Raw genomic sequence first — 19,014 nt, 5'->3', positions numbered from 1 at the left:
TGATGTGACAGAAGATGCGGTTGAGGCACCCATGCTCAGATCTTGCTCAGAAGAACGCCGATACTCGGCGCACGCTGCCGCACACGTGATTGATTCTTCGGGCAGGCCTTCACGACCAGGAGGCCTCTGACCAAGGGGGAATGACAATGAAGCACATGACGAATCTGGCGGTTACCGCCACCGCGTTCCTACTGGCGTTAGGTACGGCTGGACCCGCCTTCGCCACCGACCCGATCCCGGGCGAGACAGGCACCCCTGTCGCGACGGCTCCCCCCGCTGAGCCCGAAGAGGCACTGACGGAGGGCGTCGCGGAGACGCATGCACCGCCGCCCGCTACCGAGGATGGCGACGTCCAGGTACCGACGAAGCCGCCGGTTGACCAGCCGGATGGCCAGGCCTGTGAGCCCAGATGGTTCTACAACCCCACGAGGAAGGACAAGGACTACCACAAGGGCGTCGGAAGCGAGCAGGCCAACCGCAACGGCACGTCACAGACCGCGCGTTCGACGTTCACCTCCGAGGTGACCGGTGAGGTCGGGATCGCCGTCAATGGCGAACTCAAGGTGAGTGCCAACGTCGCTGTAATAGAGATCGAGGGCGCGTTCAACGTCGACGTATCTACCAAGCTCACCGCCAAGGTGGGCAACAGCATCGCCGTGGACACACCACCCCGCAAGACGACGCACGCCCGCTACGGTGTCTACCGGCTGAGGAGCCTGGGCTTCAGTCAGTACATCTACCCCAATTGCACCAAGAGTGCCAAGAAGAGCGTCACCATCTACACGCCCCGTCGTATCGGCTGGGCAATCTGGGAGAGCTGACGTGACACGACGCAAGCCCGTAGGACTGAGCATCGCCGCTGCGGCGATACTGCTCTCCACCAGCGCGTGTACCGAGAGCGGAGACAAACCGCAAGCTTCGGCTCCCCCCTCAGCCACGACAGAACCGGCGGTACCGCCGGCGGCACCACCTTCCAGCGCCCCGGCATCGCCCTCCGTGCAGCAACCTCCTGAACTGGACAGCAGCGAGACCCTCGCTGGACGACAGCAGGCCACTCACGGCAATGCCAGCTTCGAATACAGCAGTGGAGCCAAGGGCAAGGCGCTGATCGTCGGGGTTCGCTGCGAGGGCAAGGGCACCATGCGGGTGACGGTCAACACCGTCAACGTCTCCTTCCCGCTCGAGTGCGCCGCCGGCAAGGTCAACACCACCTACAACCAGGTCGGCGTATCCGGCGTGGAACGTGGTGGGGCGGTGTCAGTGCAGGCACCGTCTTCCGTGCACTGGTCCATGACCGTGGGACGCGGTGAGCCCGCCGCGCAAGAACCGCCTGGAGGGGGCCGGTAGATCCAGCTCGGTGTGTGGGCCGGCTCGCCGCGGTAGACCAGCCCACACACCGAACAGCAGCGCGACCAGCAAGCACAGTCCCCCACTCCCCCGGTGGAAGAGAATCCGTAGCGGATCGGTAAGGAGGCCGCACATGCACCGCCAGAGCCTATGGCCGCCGCCCGCGCCCGCCGACCACACCGTCGACGGGACCCAGCGCTGCCCATCGACCCGCTGAGGAACTCGTACTCACGCGCCGCCGGAACAGCCGCCCCCACCCCGTTGCGTACCGGCCTGAGCAGCGGACGCACCCGGGAGGGGCTCGCCGCCATCAGGACGTGAGCGCGCGTCAATGGCCACCAGGTCGCCGACGCGGGCAGGGTGCCCAAGCGGATCCTGGAGGCGTACGATGCCGCCCATCAGGCGCCAGACTGGAAGGCCGGCTGACCCGTGCACCGACCTGATAACCCTGGACGGCTTCCTCGTCATCACTGACAACCCCGCCACGTGAGCGCCCGCTTCCGCCGCTGCGGCCACGGCATCGACCCTCTTCACCAGTAGAGTTCACCGCGATGCTCACCGCCAGGCAAAGGCCGGCTTCATGGACTGGTCACGGCGACGTCGCCGTACGCATCACCTGCGACGCCCGCACCCTGGAACGCGGACGCCCCGCCGAAGGCCAACCGCCGGACGCCGACCCCGTCGCCCTGGTCCTCATCCACCCCGACACCGAGACCATCCTCACCAGCACACTCCACTCCACTGCGCCAGGACACGATTCCACGACGCTTGGATTCAGCCCCACCGACTCCTCACCCACGCCCTCGCCGGACGTGACCTCCCACCCGGCATCGACCTAGGCACCTGACCACGAAGCGCCCTCGCCGCCACCCCAACGTGGTCCTTGCCGACCGCGGCTACGACCACGATAAATACCGGCGGCTGATCCACGGCATGGGAGTCCGGCCCCTGATTGCGCGCCACAACACCGAACACGGCTCCCGCCTGGACACACAGCGGTGGGGGGTCGAGAGGGCGTTCGTGCTGCTACACCACTTCCGTCGCCTGCGGATCCACTGGGAGGTTTGCGACGATATCCACGAGGTGGCTCTGTTCGCGAAAACGGGTTCTGGCTCAACTTCTGTGGTGTCTGCTCGTGTAAGTCGTCGGCTGACCTCCGTACGAGCACGACTGACCTGCTGGTTTTCTTGCCGACCGCCGTTATGTGACGAGCCGGCCGCACCGGATCACAGAAGATGAGACAGAACCCGACTTCGGGAGGCACTCGCTGAGAATGATCTTGCTAGGGTCCACCCAAGACCTGGGGCGTTCAACGCATGGGAGGTGGAGACGATGACCCCTGAGGAGCAGGATCTGATCATGGGCCTGGTTGTCGCACCGTGTTCGCCCCCGACGCGCACGCTCGACGAGGTGCTCACCCACTTCGGCGAGTCCGACGGTGGGGCCCTGGCGCTCCGGCTGCTCCGAGACGCAATGGAGCGCAGGGACGCCGACGACGTCGAGATGGCGTTGATTGTCCATGGCGCCGCCGACGCCTCGGTCGAGGAGTTCCTGGAGCCGTTGATCGAGCTGTTCCCTACCGACTGGCACAGGGAGCACGAGGACATCGTGTCCATGCTGGGCAAGCTCCGCTCGCCCAAGACGGTGCCGACACTGGTCGAAGCGACTCGCTGGGTTCCCGAGTACTTGGAATTCGACGAAGCCCGGGCGCTCGCGGTGAAGGCGATCTGGGCGCTCGGCGGCATTCCCGGACCGGAGGCCCGAGAAGCCCTCAAGAGTTTGCGCGACGCCGAGAACGAGATCATCCGTGAGAACGCGGTGAAGCAGCTCGCGCGCCGCGGCGAGCTCTGACCGCAGAGTCGTAGTCGCTCGTCCGGAACGCCTGGCCGCGTCTCCTCGGCCAGTCGTTCCGACTAAGATCAAACTTGCCAGGATTTCCTGCAACTACTCACGGGATGTCGCACAAACCACCCGCCGGGCCGTGAGTGACTCCCAAAATCGGTTCTGGCACAGACCTTGGGGAGCGATCGCGGAGCGTTACCTCGGTGTGAACCGAGCCGCCGGCCTCCCCGCTGTGGCACTGCGGCAGCCCCCGGGCCCGGTCGCTCATGCCCGAACGGCAGCGCCGCAACCGCGAGCTTCTCCTCGCTCGCCGGGCACACCAGTACTCCGTGAACCGCAAGGAAACCATCGGCGGCGTGCCCCTCACCGTCGATCGAAACGAACGGGACGCTCCTTTCGCTATTATCGCCAAATAGTAGGGCCGTAACCGCCCCTTGTCTGGGCGCGAGGTATATAGCGCAGCCCTGGTACCAGTTCAGTCTGGTTCCAGGGCTGCACTGTTTCGCTGTGGAGGAGCCGATGACCGCCTCCGCCACTCGGCGCGGTGTCCCAGAAAGGGCCGCCGCGCCATTAAGACCGCTTACCGTTGAACTGCCCGCTTGGAGGAGCTGAGTGGAGTGCTAACTCCTTCTTACGGGCCCCTTACTGCCAGTGCAGGAGTGACTGGTGAAGGGGGAAGGAGCAGTCAGGGCAGGCGGCGTAGGCTGCGAGCACCTGCCGCATGTGCAGCTTCTTCCAGCGCTGACGCCTCTGTGGCTGAGATGTCGAGCCAGACGATGCGCTCGTTCTCGATGGAGGTGAAGACCAGCTTCTCGTCGATGTACGCCTCACAGCCGATGGTGCGGTGCCCAAGCAGAGTGAAGCGGCGCACGTCAGTCTGGAAGGAGAAGTCAAGCGGCACTCCCATGAGGTGGTCGCCCTTGCCTTGATGCTGCGTCTGAACCTCCTGCCTCATCTCGAGGAAGACTCGTTGAGGCTCGGGATCCTCGATCGGCTCATCTGTGTAGAGATCGATCATTCCTTCGGCGCCTATTGCGCCTAGATGCTTGCCAACAACGGACAGGAAGATTTCCATGTCCGCGTCCGTGGAAGTGGCGAACTTCATGATTCCTTCGTGGGTGGCGGTGTACCGGGGGCCGGGTTGGAACTCGGCCCCCGTGAACGCAGAACTCTAGCGACGTCGTGTGGCCCAGCGCCATGTCCAGCGCAGGCCGTCCCTGGTCAGTGACACCGCTTGGTACGGACGCAATGTGTATCGGCACACAAAGCGCTTCGCCTGGAACGGACTGGCCTACGCCTACAACTCCTTCACCCCGAGGTACTGGCCGCGATACACCTACAGGCACTGGAGAGGACGCTTCTAGATGAGAGCAGACGAGAAGTGGCCTGTGTGGAAGACCTGGAGCGTATGGGTGCTGATCGGCGTCATAGCACTCAGCAACCCGCATGATCAGGGATTCCTTGAGCTTGTGCAGCTTGCCCTTTTCGTGCTCTTTACTCTGGCGGCGCTAGGACACACGGGCCACTGGCTCTTTTCTACTTGGAGGCGGATGAAGTAACAGCATCGTCCTCGCACCGCTCCTCGTCACGCGCTTTGGCCCCGCCTTCCCGGCGGGGCCAAAGCTGTTTCTGGACCAGGAGCAGGGGCCTTGACCCCGCGGTCTGGACACATCAGGCGGTGGCCGCCGACCCGCGCCTCCCGCCCCGTGAGGCGCTTCATGTCCCCGAATTGGCCGCCAGCGTGGGCGCTAATACTCCAGCTGTAGATCGTGATCTTGCAAGTGGGGCTGATGCGGAGACGGGTGTGGCCATGGGCTGATAGGACAGATTGCGGGCCGGTTCGCGGGGCCAAAGAGCCGTGCCGAACCAGCAGGTCTAGGTCCGCTCGATCGTGGCCCGCCAGCGGCGCGGGGACCGGGTTCGACTTCAGGGCGCTCTCTACGGGGCTGTACGCGAAGCCGTCCTCCCTGCCCGTCAGGACGTAGACGAAGCGAGCGCGAACGCTGCCACAGGCAGCATCGCCGGTGACTGTCGGAGCCGCAGATGTCTCACATGTACTCGAAGTACCGGTCGTGCCAGTACGCCTTTCCCACCTCCTCCTCATCGTCCTCGTCTTCGTCCATTTCGCCCGCGGCTACGAGCGCCGCGACCAGTTCCTCGTCTCGGTGCGCCTCCAGTACCGACGGCCCGTCGTACGGCTCACGGAGCAGATCGGCCGGGACGAAGATGCACCCCGCCGCTGTACAGACGCCGTCGAGCCACGTCACGAGCGCCTGGGGAAGACCCGCCTCGCCGCTGGGGACATCCTCACCGACCACCGATTCCGCAGTGACGAAGTAGCCGCCGAAGTTGCTCATCGCGATACGCAGAGGCCGGCCAAGGCCCGTCGCGTCCGCTGGGACATTGATGACACCGTAGAAACTGGCGTCCTGAGCCAGGCCCCTTGAGCAGGACGGCCCGAAGCGTTCCTTCAGGGCGCTCACCAGCCGGGCGAAACATTCCCGCGAAGTGCCCAGGTCGAAATCCGCGGGGCGTTCCAGGTGACGGGGGTCGTCGTGCTCCAGCAGGAGCGCCCGGATCTGGCCCATCGGGAGCATGTCGTGCCTTTCCGTCAGTTCTTGTGCGGGGGAGGGTGGTGCGCCCGGGGGCCCATCACCCTGATGAGGTCAGGAGCGCGGACTCGCCCCTGCCGTATTGGCCACTAGTAGAACCGTGATCTTGCCGGTGGGGCGGGTGCGGAGACGGGTGTGGCCACCGTTGATCATCGTGAGTTGTGTGGACTGACGATGAGATGGTGGCCGCAGGTCACAGCATAGATCCCGCCCGATGGCGGGAAGCGTTCGAGGCGGCCATGGGCCGGATCGCGGGCCGGTTCGCCCGGTACGAACCACGGCTGCGGGCTAGACGGTTGGTGCTGGGTCTACTGTCGGACCTGCCGCGCAAGAACTGCTGGACGATCGCGGAGTGGGCCGGCGAGGCAACCCCGCATGGCATGCAGCACCTGCTGTGCCGGGCGTCCTGGAACGCGGATGCCGTTCGCGACGATGTCCGCGAATACGTCGTCGAGCACCTCCGCGACGATGCAGCGGTGCTGGTCGTCGACGAGACCGGCGACGTGAAGAAGGGCATCCACACTGTTGGCGTCCAGCGCCAGTACACCGGTACCGCCGGGCGGATCGAGAACTCCCAGGTCGCCGTCTATCTCGTCTACGCCGCCGCACGCGGGCACGCAGCGGTGGACCGGGAGCTGTACATCCCGTGCTCCTGGACCTCCGACCCCGATCGCTGCCGCGCAGCCGGACTCAACGAGGACGTCGTCTTCGCGACCAAGCCGGAACTGGCCCGCGCGATGATCGAACGGTTCCTGGACACCAGACACCGCGTGGGCTGGGTCACGGGTGACGAGGTCTATGGCGGCAACCCGAAACTGCGGGCTGCTCTGGAGGAACGCCGCATGGGCTATGTCCTCGCGGTGGCCGGTTCGGCCGGAGTGACCACCGGTGCGGGCACGTTCCGCGCCGATGCCCTGGCCCACAGGGTGCCGAAGCGGGCCTGGCAGAAGTTCTCGGCCGGACGCGGCGCGAAGGGAGAGCGGTTCTATGACTGGGCGGTCATCGACCTTGCCGAGTCAGCGCCGGGCAGACGCAGCTACTGATCCGCCGCAACCGAGCCACCGGCGAACTCGCCTACTACCGCTGCCATTCTACCGAGTCAGTGCCACTAGCTACCCTGGTCAAGGTCGCCGGCTCCAGGTGGCGTGTGGAGGAGACCTTCCAAGCCGGGAAGGGGCTGGCGGGACTCGATGAGCACCAGGTCCGCCGTTACCCCTCCTGGACCCGCTGGGTCACCCTGGTGATGCTCGCCCATGCCTTCCTTGCCGTCGCCAGAGCCGACGAACACCCCCGCCATCCCGGGCCGACTGTCCTGGTCCCGCTATCCTGCAACGAGATCCAGCGCCTGTTCATCACGGTCGTCGTCCAGCCTCTCCACGACGTGGCCCACCGACTCGGCTGGTCCCACTGGCGACGCCGCCATCAGAAGCGATCACGCACCAGCCATTACCGGCTGCAAGCCGCATCCCAGACATGAAGATCACGATCTACAGCTGGAGTACTAACCCAGCGCTTACCGAGGACGAGATGGCCGCCATCCTGAACCGGGCCGGCGGCCCCGTCTGATCGCTGAGCAGAACCGCCTCGCTTTACATCGTTCCTCTACAGCTTGTCCGGCCGGCACGAGGCCGGGAGCTCCGTTCTCGCGGGGCCGCCGCCCGCCTCACCGCCTGGGCCGGCCGCGGCGTCGCCGTCGGCCGCCTCGGCGGCGACGAGTTCGCCGTCGTCCTGCGCCTGCCCCGCGCTCGTCGCGAGCAGCGCCTGGAGCAGCTGGTGCGGATGCTCCACGCGCCGGTCGTCCTCGACGACGGCCGTACGGTCGACGTAGCCACCCCCGACACGCTCGGCGCCCGAGACCTCTCCGCACTGCAGCGTGCCGGACCCTGTACGAGGGCAAGCACACCGGCCGCGCGGTCCTCGCCACCCCCGTGCACGTCCGCGTGCCGTCCGTCAACGGCCGCCGTGCCAGCCGTCCGGGCACGAACACGTGGGGGCGAGCCGCATGAACCACTCCATCGACGTGTCCACTGGTGTGCCCGAGGGCGACTGGATCCGGGGCATCACCATCAAGCAATCCTGGCGGCCGCGATCCTGACTGGGCACAAGACGATCGAGAACCGGCCCCGCCCCTGGCGGCTGGGCTGGTACCTCCTCCACGCGGGCCAGAGCGTCGACCGGCGCGCGCGGCGCGACCCGCTCGTCGCCCGCACGGTGCGCGGCTGCGAGCTGGTGACCGGCGCCGTCCTCGGCATCGCCCGCATCACCGCCTGCTGCCAAACCCCAAGGGTGTGGCCCCCTGCATGCCGTGGGTGCTTCCGGGGTTGTGGCATCTCGAGCTCATGGATGTCCAGGAGCTCGCCCTGCCGATCCCCGCGACCGGACAGCTCGGTCCCTGGAAAGCCGGCGCCAGAGCTCGTGGAGCGCGTTTTCGACCGACTCCCGGTCTTCCGGCCCTGAGCACCCGCCGCCCACCCCGCCCGAGCAACCCATCGTGCCGGTCCGGCTCCTGGGCTGGCACGACGGGGCCCACTTCGCCTGGCCCTCGCGGTGCGTGCTGTGCCCGAAGACCACTCCGCTGAGGTCCCACGCCGGCGAACCCGTGCACAAGGCGTGCGCGGAGAACTGGAACGCGAGCACCCCGGCGAGACCCGATTCGTCTCCGGTCCGCCCCGGCGGCCCGGCCGCGTCGACCACGTCTGACTCTCCCCTCCATCTGGAGGCACCCATGAGCACTCAGCACGATGTCGAGCACATCCTCGCCTACCCCGAACCACCGGCCTAGCCGCTGTGGCACCGTCACAGCCCCCGGGCCCGGCCGCTCACGCCCGAGCAGCACCGCAACCGAGTGCTTCTCCTGCTTGCGCAGAAGCGCCCTCGCCAGACCACCAACAACACCGTCGACGCCGCGTAGGAGGCCGGACGTGTTCACCGACGTCGACGAGAGCGCCCGCGCCGGGGCGCTGCCCCTGAGTACCACCAGCGGCGCCGACCAGGCCGCCGCAGCCCGGACCGTCGCCCGCCGCGCCCGTGAAAGGACGACCTCATCTACCCGCTGGGCGCCCTTGGACGCCCGCCGGCCCCGACACCCTCACCGACCTCTTCCCACTCCTACCGGAAACCGGAGACGCGCCCACCATGACGACGAATCCCGTCACCAGCACCGCCGCCACCGGTCCGGTCCGGCCGGTGCACGAGGCCGTCGCGCTGTCGATGCACACAGACGGCGCCAGCGAGCAGGCCATCCGCGAAGCCACCGGCCTGAGCGAGAGGGAGCTGAGCGACCTCATCACCGACCAGGTCCTCGACATCCCCCGCACGGATACCGCCTCGGTCGCCCCGGTGATCGACGTACCCGTCATTCCGATCCCGGGCTCCGACTCGCTCCAAGAGCTACTCGACTGGGCGTCCGCGCACCCGACCGTCTCGGTCCGCAAGCGCGCCGCTCGTATCATCGCCGACCTCGCCGAGCTGTCCGAGCGCCGCGAGAGCGAGGCTGCGCAGCGCGAGGCGGAGGTCCGCGTGGCCAAGGCCCGGGCGGCACTGGAGCAGGCCGAGCAGGAGTTGCGCGCCGTGAAGGCCGGCACCCGCACCACCACGGCTGCCGTTACGCCCGCCCTGATCCGCACCGGTACGAGCGGAACCTACAGCCGGGACGAGCTCGCCGGGATCCGGACCTGGGCACGCGTCCACGGCTATCAGGTCGCCGACCGGGGCCTGCCGAGCAAGATCGTCCTGGACGCCTACGCCGCCGCCCACACGGTCGCCCCGGCCCGGAAGGCAGGCTGACGTGACCGCGATCCCCCTGATCCTCGACGAGCTGCCCGTCCCCGGTGACGACGGCCTGACCGTCCGCTTCCGGGTAATCTCCTCGCCCCCCGACGAGACCACCTGGGCCTGCCACACCGCCGACCCGTACCTCGCCCACGAGTTGCTCACCCTGATGCGGCCAAGGGACGCCCGGAGCCGGGCGCTGATACGGCGAGGTCAAGGACTTCCGGCGGCCGCTGATCGCTCACGTGGCGGTCTACCACCTGGTCATGGCCGTGACGCTCGCGGTGACCGCGGTCCTGCTGGACCTTCCGATCGACTGGACCGGGGCCGCGGCGAGGTTTGCGTTCTCGGCGATCACCCATGGCTTCTGAGACGGCCGGTAAGGCGTGGATGGTGCTGGCAGGGAGCGGTGAGTTCGCGAAATCCCGCGGAGCCGGTACTCCGTCGGTCTTTTCTGGACCAAGTCGGCTCTTGGCGGTGCCCGGTGAACAAGCCGCTGGGCTGTCACGGCCGCGGCGTGAGGTCGTCGAATCGCCCGGCCTCGATGCGGGACCACTGGGGGATGGGACGTCCGTTGCTCCGCAGACGGACGTGGTCGGCGGGTGTGCCCTGGGCACGCGGCCAGCCGGGGGGCGAGTTCTCCCAGAGTTCCTGGCGCCCGTACACGGTGAGGTCCATGAGCGCGTAGCTGTAGTCCATCGCCTCCACGCCGCGCAGCGTCGTCCAGTACGTCTCGTAGACGCGGTCGCCGTCGCGCAGGTAGCAGACCAAGTGCATCATGCCGACGTGGCGGCCGACCAGGAGCTCGTCCTGCGACGGGAGGGCCGAGTACCACGGCACCTCCCAGCCCATGAAGTCTCGGTAGCGGCGGCTTTCCTCGTACGGGCCCTGGCAGAAGACCGCGTAGGTGATGTCGCGGGAGTGCAGGTAGGACAGCTCCTGAACCTGGGTGGTGACCCATGTGCAGCCCTCGCACTGCCCGGCCGCATCGTGGCCGTCATGCCACATGAAGTAGTAAGCGATGAGCTGCTGGCGCCCTTTGAACGCGTCGAGCAGGGTGATTGGCCCGTCGGGCCCGGTCAGTTCGAGGTCGGCTGTCACCTCGACCATGGGCAGCCGGCGCCGGGCCGCGGCGATCGCGTCGCCTTCCCGGGTGTGCGCTTTCTCGCGGACCCGCAACTTGTCCAGTTCGGCCTGAAAGATGGCCCGGTCTGCCACCGGCGGCAGCGCTGGCGCGCGGTTAGGGTTTGTCGTCCTGCTGTCGTACTCGGTCACGATCGTGTCCCATCGTCGTAAGTCATCAGTCGGCTTCCGGGGCTTGGGAGGCTGCCGGGCCGGGGCGCTCTGCCAGTTCCTTGATCCGCAGCAGGCGGGTCTCCCAGGAGCGGCCGATTCGGTCGAGTTCTCGGGCCAGCGCGCCGAGCCGAGCGCCGACGGCGAGGTAGACGACCTCGCGCCCGCGCTGCTTGGACTCGACCAACCCGACCTCGCGCAGCACCTCCAGGTGCTTGCCGATCGCCTGGCGGCTCACCGGCAGCACCCTGGCCAGCGCGGACGCCGACATCGGGCCCTCACCGAGCCGGGTGAGGATCTCCCAGCGCGTCGGGTCGCCGAGCGCGGCGCACACGACGGGGAGAGGGACGGTCACGGTCGCACCGTCGCGACCGGTGCGGACTTCTCGATGAACACCTTCGCGGCTTCCAGCTCGACGAGCCACCCCTTGTCGTTGCCCTCGCGCTCCTTCAGCCACGCGGCCGAGTCGTCGGCGAGGTAGGAGAACCCGCTCTCGACGACGCGCAGAGTCACCCCGCCGCCGTTTCGCTCGTCGATCCAGAACTCGACCAGGGTCGAGGGCGCCGACTCGTCCCGGAACGGGGTGGCGATCCAGCGGAACGCTGCGTAACGCGGCTTGTCCAGTTCCACCGTCCGGAACCGGAACTCGCCCAGCGTCGGATAGCGCACCACGGCCACATCGTCCTCGTAGCGGAGGTCAGGGTCGGTCTCGACGGCACCGTCGTTGACATACCAGCCGGGGCGCACGATCAGCTCCCAGACTCGCTCGGCTGGGGCGTCGATGTCGATCTGCCGGGTGATCCGGTCGAGCTCGGCGAGTTCGGCGTCGGTGTAGGTGGTGTCGTTCATGGCTTCCTCCCGCGGACGTTCCCGCACATCAATCTGCAACCCAAGGCTTGCACATCGGGGGCATGGCTGCAACCCCACGGTTGCAGATACGGTGCGCCGTCGAGCGTCGCCCTAAAGCCTGTCCGATAATTGATCTTGTGGTGGGTCGTGGTGCGGGATCGCGGCCGGCGGCGGGCAGTGGGTCGCACGGTACCGGCCGGGTGGCATGCCGACCGCCCTGCGGAAGGCGTGGCCGAAGTCGGCGGGACGCGGGAATCCCCAGCGGGCACCGATGGCGTGTACCGGGACGTCCCGCAGGGCGGGGTCCGCCAGGTCCCGGCGGCAACGGTCGATGCGCTGCTGCTTGATGAAGTCGCTCACGGTGGTTCCCTGTTCCTGGAAGATGCGTTGCAGGTACCGCAGCGAGATCTGGTGTGCCGACGCGATGGCGGCCGGGGTGAGCGGATGTCCGAGGTATTCCTGGATGAAGGCGCTGATCCGCAGGAACAGCACCTGCGGACGGGCCGCGCCGGTCCAGTCCCCGTCGTCGTCGAGGTGCCCGGCGAGCGCCGCCACCAGGTCGACGCCGATGCTCCCGAGCCGCACCATGTCGTAGGGCCGGATCGTGGCGTGCTCCTGCGCCAGCCCGGTCAGGAACCGTGCGAGCAGTCGCCCGGTTCCCCCGCCCGCGGACAGCGGCGTCGCGAGCAGGCGCTCCACGCGGTGTGCCGGTAGCGGCAGCAGCTTCTTCGGGAACTGGAACACCAGCGACTCGGCCCTGCCCCGCGTGGTCCCGGCGAAGGCGTCGAAGGGCCGGGAGCTGTCGTACAGCACCATGTCTCCGGGGTGGAGCAGCACGTTGTTCCGCGCTTGTTCGATGCCCTGTCTCCCGAGGGTGGCCAGGGCCAGCTGGTACTGCTCCGGGTCGGACTGGCGGATGAGCCGCGGCGTACGTTGCGAGAACAGCGCGCTGTACGACAGCGTCGACAGCTGTGCCGCCCCCAGCGACATCGCCTCGATGCGGGCTCCGAAGCTCTCCGGCTCGACGAGGCGGAAGCGCGTCGTCACCAGCGCCAGCGCCGTGACCTCCCACCACGCGTCGGCCCGGTCCTCTTCCGGCAATCCGGACGTGTCGAACACCGTCAACAGCATCCACGCCCCCGTGTGCTGATCGACCTCCTACCACCTTGTCCCGGTACGCGTGTGTCGCAAAAGTGCGCTCTCGGCCAATAACAGTGCGTCTCGTCCTCATGACCCATGCGGGGTCGCGCGGGCAAGGTCGTTCCCGTATCCGACAGCGCGGGCCGATTCGTAGGTACCCCAACGGGGGGATCCCGGCCCGGCTGGAAATGGAGCTGACATGTCGATTCGCCGCAATGTCGCCGCCACGGTGATGGCCCTCGTCCTGGGCGGCGCCGTCATGGTGCCGACGGCCACCGCCGCCGCTCCCACCGAGGGCACCGGCTCCGTCGGGGCGCTGGCGTGCGCCACCAAGAGCCTCACCACCGGGTACCAGAAGGTGAGCACCACGGTGAACAAGTCCGGCAGCAGCAGCTGCAACGACCTGAACCTCACCTGGTCGAACGACGCGCAGTCGTCCTACGGTGACAGCTACCGGGGGTTCTACAAGACCTCCAGCGGCTGGAAGGGCGGCAGCCGCGGCTACATCTGGGCCAGCGACGGCAGCCACAGCCCGTGGAAGGTCCTGCTGTCGGACGTGGCCGCCGGCACCCCGATGGGTGTCGGCAGCTACTACGACGGCGGGGACTCGGTGACGGTCGCCCACTAACCCGGTTCCCCCAAGGACCCGTTCAGGCCGTGCCGTTCGCCCCGCGCTTCCGCAGCGCCGCGGCGGACGGTACGGCACCCACCGCGTACACCCCACCGGAGAACCGTGTGCCCGTTCATCGCCACACCGCCCGGTTGCCGAGGAAGCTGCCGAGGATGAGGCGCGTGCTGCTCGCCGTGACCGCCGTCCTGTGTGCCGCGAGCACCGCTGCCTGCTCCCCCTCCCCCTCCGGCTCTGGCCCCCGTTCCGTCCCGAGTCCCGCGGAGGGCCGGTCTCCCGACACCACCGCGCCCCCGAAAGTGAGCTACACCAAACCGCGCGACATCGTCCCGATGGTCTTCCCGAGCACCGGCGCCGAAACCCGTCTCACCCAGGGCCTCGACGGCTTTCTCGAACTGGCCCAGGACGTCCAGGCTCGGGCCTGCGGTCGAGGGGAGGACGCGGCGGACGGACCGCCGCCGATGTTCGTACGGCGGATGGCCCTTCCCGATCTGGTCCACGTACGGGCCCACGGCTTCAGCAGTACACCCGTGCCCCGCCCGCCCGTGACACCGAGGGCGACCGCCGCACCGTGCGACGCGGACACGGCACGCGCCGAGATCCTGGCGGTCAAGAAGCTGTTCGTCCCGCTGCAGGCGCGGTGGTGGAACACCGTGGACGCACTGGACCGGGACCCCGCGGTGCGCCGCGCCCTCGAAGGACTGCGTACGTGTCTTCCCGCCCACGGGGTGGCCGCCACGGACGAGGACGCCTTCTTCGGCCTCGTGGACTCCCGACTGCACGCCCTGGACGGCGATCCGTCCGCCGCTGCGCACGAGGACCGGCGGCTCGGCGCGGTGTACGCCCAGTGCATGGCGCCGGTGGAGGCGGTCCGCGAGGAACTGCGCGAGCAGCGCCGCACCGCCTTCCTGGACGCCCACTCCGCGGAGGTAGAGCGGCTCCGCGCGGTCCTCCCGGAACGTCTGCGGCAGCTGGAGGAGCGCTACGGCATCCGCTACGGCGTCCCCGTGCCGTGAGTCGGGCCGCCCGTAACTGCCGGGCCGCCGGGGCGGTGACGTGCACGACGGGATGGCCCGCTTCGATCACGCCGGCCACCGCCTGGTCCGCAGGTACGCCTCCGCACGGCTGGCAGTGGACGGAGGGTATGCCGACCAGTCCTACCGCTACCACGACGTCCCTGCGTTCACCGGGGCAACTCCCCTCGCAGCGAAAGAGCTATGGCCGGCCGCCGACGACAGGGGGTGGCCAGCACACGACGGCGCGGTCTGACTGGCGTCATGAGCGACCGGCCTGTTGAAAGGGATCCGATTCTCAGGTGACTGTCAGGTTGAGGGGTGTCACGGCAGCTACCGGATTGAAGTGCTCCGAGCCCTCGCCGCGCGTCGTGAAATCGGTTGGCACGTGATCGGTTGCGGCTCGGAGCCGCGTTCAGGAATCCGAGTCCCGGGCAGGGCGCTGCCAGTCGACCCGATCGATCGTCTTACCCGCCAGGTGACTGAGAGGGAAGCAACCACCGTTGGCCCACACCGTGACCGAACCCGGCTGATGGCCGACCTGGAACGGCTCGTCCCCACGCAACGTCCCGGACCAAGGGCCGTCTTTTGCGGGCGGGTGAGTAACAACGACGCAGGTCTGCTCCGGCAGGATCGGGCAGGTGTCTGCCCGCGGCTCCATGGCCAACGCCAAGGGCACGTCACCGCTGTTTTCTGATCAACAGCCGGGTGGTTCCATCAGTGAACATCTCCAGAACCCCTCCCCGCCTCCCCTGGACTTGGCGACGCACGCCCCGGTAGGAACTGTCAGCCCTCTCGCTCTTGAGAGAGGCCATCCTCACTCGGGACCGGGGAGCGGGTATCGACTTATCACGCCGTGATAGCTGTCGGACGCATCGTACGGGCGAGCGTTCTCAAGCCCGGGAGGGCGAGCATCGACCTATCACGCCGTGATAGGTACGGATGTCCTCGGGATGGTCCCGTCGTTAGGCCCGGGAGGAGCACTGGGCTATCACGCCGTGATACGCAACCCCTTGGAGAGCAAGCAAGCTAACGTGTCGCTGCTGCAATCAGCATCTAACGTTAGTAGAGTGACGGGCTATGACGTCTCCTGACACGAGAGGCGACCGGGAGAAGGTCGTCTCCAAGCTGCCGTCCTGGCTCCGCCAAGAACTCAAGATCCGTGCCGTCCAGCACCACATCGACATGCAGGACGCTGTCGAAGCCGGTATCACGGCATGGCGGGGTCTGGGTGCCAACCTCTCCCCCATCGACACCTCCGGTGCCGAGTCTTTCGCTACCTTCCTTCCCGAGGAGGTATGGGCAGGCTTCCGCGCCGACTGCAAGAACCGCGGGGTGTCCCTGATCCAGGGCCTCGCCCAGTCCGTACAGGTCTGGCTGGACACTCACCCCGCACCCGCAGTGAAGCGCCCGGCGATCGTGCGCCGCATCATCGTCTGCAACCAGAAGGGCGGCGTCGGCAAAACGGCCATCACCGCCGGCACCGGTGAAGCGCTCGCCGAGGACCCCAGCGTCCTCGTGCCGGTCCGGGTCTCCAAGCACTTCGCCGCCCTGCTGCAGGAGCAACCCGACAGCGGCACCGACCCCCTCACCCTGGAAGACCTGCCCGGCCTCGGACAGCGAGTCCTGCTCGTCGACTTCGACCCCCAGGGGCACCTCACCAAGCAACTTGGTCAAGAGCCCCTCCCGATGGGCGGAGACTCCCTCACCAACCACATGGCCGGCGACGCCAAGGGCGACCTCCGGCAGCTCATCGTCCCTATCGACGACGACCGCTTCGGCGGGCGCCTGCACCTGTTGCCCGCCTGCACCGACGCCTTCCTCCTAGACGTCCGCCTCGCATCCGTCCGCGCCCGCGAAGCTGCCCTCGAACGAGCGCTCTCCGCCGTGGAGAGCGACTACGACGTCATCCTCATCGACTGCCCGCCCAGCCTCGGCCTCAGCATGGACGCCGCCTCCTACTACGGACGCCGCCGCCCCGGCGAAGTCCCCGGAAACTCCGGCGCCCTCATCGTCGTCCAAGCCGAAGACAGCAGCGCCGACGCCTACGGACTCCTCACCTCCCAGATCGAGGACATGCGCAACGACCTCGCCCTGGACATCGACTACCTCGGCCTCGTCGTCAACCACTACGACGCCCGCCGTGGTTTCATCGCCACCTCCTCCCTCCAGTCCTGGATGGACATAAAGGATCCGCGGGTCGTCGGCGTCATCGGAGACCTCAAGGAACAGAAAGAGGCCGTGCGCGCCAAGCTGCCCCTCCTCGCCTACGCGCCGCGTTGCGAGCAGTCCGTCGCCCTCCGCGCCCTCGCCCGGGAGATCAGTAAGTGAGCAAGGCCAAAAACCTCGGAGCCGGAGCGTCGTTCGCCCAAGCACGCCCCATCAGCGCCCGCCGCGCCGCGATCGGGGCCGTGACCGTAGCCCCCACGGCAGGCGTTCCCGATCCCACCGAGCTCCCCCTCGACGCGATCAGCCAGAACCCCGACAACCCCCGCAACGAACTTCGGGACCTCGAAGGACTGGCCGACAGCATCCGCGAGATCGGGCTCGTCAACGCCATCACCGTCGCCACCCGCGACGCTTACCTCGCCGAACGCCCCAACCGGGCCGACGACCTCGACGAAGGCGCACGCTACATCGTCGTCGACGGCCACCGTCGACTCGCAGCCGCACGCCTCGCCGGCGCCGCGACAATCCGCGTCAGCGTCGACAACGCCCTGGTCTCCACAGACGAGTCACTCCTCGAAGCGGCCTTCGTCGCCAACGTCCACCGCGACGACATGAACCTCCTCGAGCAAGCCCACGCGCTGCAGCGGCTGGTGAAGTTCTACGGGTCGCAGAACAAGGCTGCCAAGCGGCTCGGTATCGGGCAGTCGACCATCTCGTCGAAGCTCTCCATCCTCGAGCTCACCCCCGAACTCCAAGCCGACCTCATCGCCGGCCGACGCACGATCGAGCAGGTCCGCAACCTCTCCAAGCTGTCAGCCGAGGAACAGCGGCGCAAGGCAGACGAACGCGCCGCAACCGCCAAGAAGAAGACATCACCGCCGCCAGACCTATCACGCCGTGATAAGGCCGAACCGCAGCAGCCGAACCCCGACGGCGAAGCCATCACGACCACAGAGGCGGCTGACCTATCACGGCGTAATAGGTCAGCCCAAGCCGATCCCGGCGACCAGCCTCACGAGATCCTCCCGGAACAGCGCACCGAGCCGCCCCCCTCCGACACCCCGCCGGCGGGGCAGTGGGACAACGGCTCCGCGGCCATGGACCTGGCGTACACCCAGCTCGACCCGGCGCAGCGAAGCTCGTTCATCCAGCGCTACTTCCAGATCACCAGCGGCGTGGAAGAAGTGGCCACCCACCTGGGGTACGGGCTTCTCCCTGCGGACCGAGCGGAACTCGCAGCAGTGCTGAGGCAAGTCGCTGACCTGCTGGCGAATGAGACATAAACCCCGACGCGTCCGCTTAACCAGGCAGGGTCATGCCCGGCCTCCCGATGCCACACTCTGTCCCTGCCGCTGCGGGCCCTGCTGAACTCGCGCATCTCGCGCGTAGCTCAGCAGGGCCCGCAGTCTGATACCGGAGCCTCAAGCTCCTGCCGGCCGATGATGAGCCAGATCGGCCTGTGCTTCACCCCGACCTGCGACTACCGGGGTAGAACAGGCAAAGAGCGCCTCCATCCCTGCGGCAGCTCTCCCTGGTCAGCTCTCCCCCTACAAGCATTCCGCGCAGACCCAGGTGCCGCCCCCGCTGCCCGTGTCGGCACAACACCGGAGCTCGCGAACCCGACAGCCCCTGGCTGCTCAGCGCCGAGAGCCTGCTCATACCCCCAGAGGGCCAGATCCGCGAAAGGAAGACCGAAACACACCAGCAGACCGAGACGCCCAAGTAGCTGCTCGCACCGGCAGCCGTCGCATCGAGCAGAAGCTGAAGGAGCTGCGGGAGCGCGAGCGCTGCCGCGATCTGGTGGGACGCGCTGAGCGAGGCCGTCCGCGCCCATCCCGATGCCGCCCGGATCCTGGCCGACGCCCGCCAGCGGGCCGGCCGCTGAACCGCCCGGGATAACCGCCCATGCTTGCCGGCGTCGTCGGCTGGCCCAGGCCCACTCCATCCCGTACGAGACGAGAGGGACCCCCTCAGTATGTCCTCCACCCCGCGTGTTCGGGCCCGGACCGGGCAGTGCGCCCTCCTGGTGACCATCGCCGCGCTCCACCGCCGCCTCGCCGCCAGCCAGAGGGATCCGCCCACCGGACTCCTGCCGCGCGACGCCCACACCACCCGCGCCCACCGACTCCTGGCCCGCCACGCCGACGCGGCCGTGGTCCTGGTGGCCCGGGCCGTCGACAAGATCCTGGAGAAAGCCACTGGCCCCGGCCGGACAATGCCGGCGGCGGACGACCAGGACACCCTCAAGCTGGTCTACGGCCTGGAGAAGGCGATCCTCGCAAGCGGCGAGGATTCCCTGGCCACGGCCGAGCACTACACGGACGCCCCGCTGTACAGCCTGGTGCCGGGG

The 19,014-nt window shown here is 67.9% G+C and carries 17 protein-coding genes and 2 pseudogenes; 12 read left to right on the top strand and 7 right to left on the bottom strand.

Features of this window, described 5'->3' with window-relative positions; all coding sequences use genetic code 11:
- Positions 1-155: 155 nt before the first annotated feature.
- From AC07D6_RS29355 to AC07D6_RS29335, 5 genes and pseudogenes are all read left to right on the top strand, one after another.
- Complete coding sequence (locus AC07D6_RS29355) at positions 156-821, top strand: hypothetical protein (RefSeq protein WP_479049408.1); 666 nt, start codon at positions 156-158, stop codon at positions 819-821.
- A gap of 175 nt (positions 822-996) precedes the next feature.
- On the top strand, positions 997-1,347 hold the full coding sequence (locus AC07D6_RS29350; protein ID WP_479049406.1) for a hypothetical protein: 351 nt from the start codon (positions 997-999) through the stop codon (positions 1,345-1,347).
- 330 nt (positions 1,348-1,677) lie between these two features.
- A pseudogene (locus AC07D6_RS29345) lies at positions 1,678-1,773 on the top strand (Lsr2 family DNA-binding protein); the annotation flags it as partial.
- A 417-nt stretch (positions 1,774-2,190) separates the two neighbouring features.
- Positions 2,191-2,586 (top strand): transposase, encoded by a 396-nt coding sequence (locus AC07D6_RS29340; RefSeq protein WP_479049480.1) that lies wholly within the window; start codon positions 2,191-2,193, stop codon positions 2,584-2,586.
- 93 nt (positions 2,587-2,679) lie between these two features.
- Entirely contained in the window at positions 2,680-3,198 is a 519-nt protein-coding gene (locus AC07D6_RS29335) for a HEAT repeat domain-containing protein (protein ID WP_479049404.1), read from the top strand.
- A 676-nt stretch (positions 3,199-3,874) separates the two neighbouring features.
- Here AC07D6_RS29335 and AC07D6_RS29330 read toward each other — a convergent pair.
- Complete coding sequence (locus AC07D6_RS29330; RefSeq protein WP_479049402.1) at positions 3,875-4,294, bottom strand: hypothetical protein; 420 nt, start codon at positions 4,292-4,294, stop codon at positions 3,875-3,877.
- Positions 4,295-5,237: 943 nt separating this feature from the next.
- Complete coding sequence (locus AC07D6_RS29325) at positions 5,238-5,786, bottom strand: hypothetical protein (protein WP_479049400.1); 549 nt, start codon at positions 5,784-5,786, stop codon at positions 5,238-5,240.
- Between the two features lie 254 nt (positions 5,787-6,040).
- Between AC07D6_RS29325 and AC07D6_RS29320 the strand changes: the two are divergent.
- Positions 6,041-7,278: pseudogene (locus AC07D6_RS29320) on the top strand (IS701 family transposase).
- A gap of 125 nt (positions 7,279-7,403) precedes the next feature.
- Here the strand turns inward: AC07D6_RS29320 and AC07D6_RS29315 are convergent.
- On the bottom strand, positions 7,404-7,589 hold the full coding sequence (locus AC07D6_RS29315; protein ID WP_479049398.1) for a hypothetical protein: 186 nt from the start codon (positions 7,587-7,589) through the stop codon (positions 7,404-7,406).
- A 1,347-nt stretch (positions 7,590-8,936) separates the two neighbouring features.
- Between AC07D6_RS29315 and AC07D6_RS29310 the strand changes: the two genes are divergently transcribed.
- Both AC07D6_RS29310 and AC07D6_RS29305 read left to right on the top strand, forming a co-directional pair.
- Positions 8,937-9,587 (top strand): Lsr2 family DNA-binding protein, encoded by a 651-nt coding sequence (locus AC07D6_RS29310; protein ID WP_479049397.1) that lies wholly within the window; start codon positions 8,937-8,939, stop codon positions 9,585-9,587.
- A 230-nt stretch (positions 9,588-9,817) separates the two neighbouring features.
- Positions 9,818-9,943, top strand: coding sequence for a hypothetical protein (locus tag AC07D6_RS29305; protein WP_479049395.1), 126 nt, complete (start codon positions 9,818-9,820; stop codon positions 9,941-9,943).
- Between the two features lie 133 nt (positions 9,944-10,076).
- Here the strand turns inward: AC07D6_RS29305 and AC07D6_RS29300 are convergent, their stop codons facing one another.
- From AC07D6_RS29300 to AC07D6_RS29285, 4 genes are all read right to left on the bottom strand, one after another.
- Positions 10,077-10,847 (bottom strand): DUF899 family protein, encoded by a 771-nt coding sequence (locus AC07D6_RS29300; protein WP_479049393.1) that lies wholly within the window; start codon positions 10,845-10,847, stop codon positions 10,077-10,079.
- A 25-nt stretch (positions 10,848-10,872) separates the two neighbouring features.
- Positions 10,873-11,220 carry an ArsR/SmtB family transcription factor gene (locus AC07D6_RS29295; protein ID WP_479049391.1) on the bottom strand — a complete coding sequence of 116 codons (348 nt, stop codon included), beginning with the start codon at positions 11,218-11,220 and terminating at the stop codon, positions 10,873-10,875.
- Complete coding sequence (locus AC07D6_RS29290; RefSeq protein WP_479049389.1) at positions 11,217-11,714, bottom strand: SRPBCC family protein; 498 nt, start codon at positions 11,712-11,714, stop codon at positions 11,217-11,219. Before AC07D6_RS29290 ends, AC07D6_RS29295 begins: the two co-directional genes overlap by 4 nt.
- A gap of 111 nt (positions 11,715-11,825) precedes the next feature.
- Positions 11,826-12,845 (bottom strand): AraC-like ligand-binding domain-containing protein, encoded by a 1,020-nt coding sequence (locus tag AC07D6_RS29285; protein ID WP_479049387.1) that lies wholly within the window; start codon positions 12,843-12,845, stop codon positions 11,826-11,828.
- A gap of 208 nt (positions 12,846-13,053) precedes the next feature.
- On the opposite strand from AC07D6_RS29285, the gene AC07D6_RS29280 reads away from it, so the two are divergent.
- The 4 genes from AC07D6_RS29280 (at position 13,054) to AC07D6_RS29265 (ending at position 17,947) form a co-directional block, all read left to right on the top strand.
- On the top strand, positions 13,054-13,482 hold the full coding sequence (locus AC07D6_RS29280; RefSeq protein ID WP_479049385.1) for a hypothetical protein: 429 nt from the start codon (positions 13,054-13,056) through the stop codon (positions 13,480-13,482).
- 299 nt (positions 13,483-13,781) lie between these two features.
- Positions 13,782-14,498 (top strand): hypothetical protein, encoded by a 717-nt coding sequence (locus AC07D6_RS29275; RefSeq protein ID WP_479049383.1) that lies wholly within the window; start codon positions 13,782-13,784, stop codon positions 14,496-14,498.
- Between the two features lie 1,077 nt (positions 14,499-15,575).
- Entirely contained in the window at positions 15,576-16,826 is a 1,251-nt protein-coding gene (locus AC07D6_RS29270; protein ID WP_479049381.1) for a ParA family protein, read from the top strand.
- Positions 16,823-17,947 carry a ParB/RepB/Spo0J family partition protein gene (locus tag AC07D6_RS29265; RefSeq protein WP_479049379.1) on the top strand — a complete coding sequence of 375 codons (1,125 nt, stop codon included), beginning with the start codon at positions 16,823-16,825 and terminating at the stop codon, positions 17,945-17,947. The genes AC07D6_RS29270 and AC07D6_RS29265 overlap by 4 nt, the downstream gene beginning before the upstream one ends.
- Positions 17,948-19,014: the final 1,067 nt, after the last annotated feature.

This window comes from Streptomyces sp. NPDC045287, assembly GCF_056432325.1.
The sequence above is the reverse complement of the archived record's forward strand: the minus strand, read 5'-3'. Positions and strand labels throughout refer to the sequence as shown.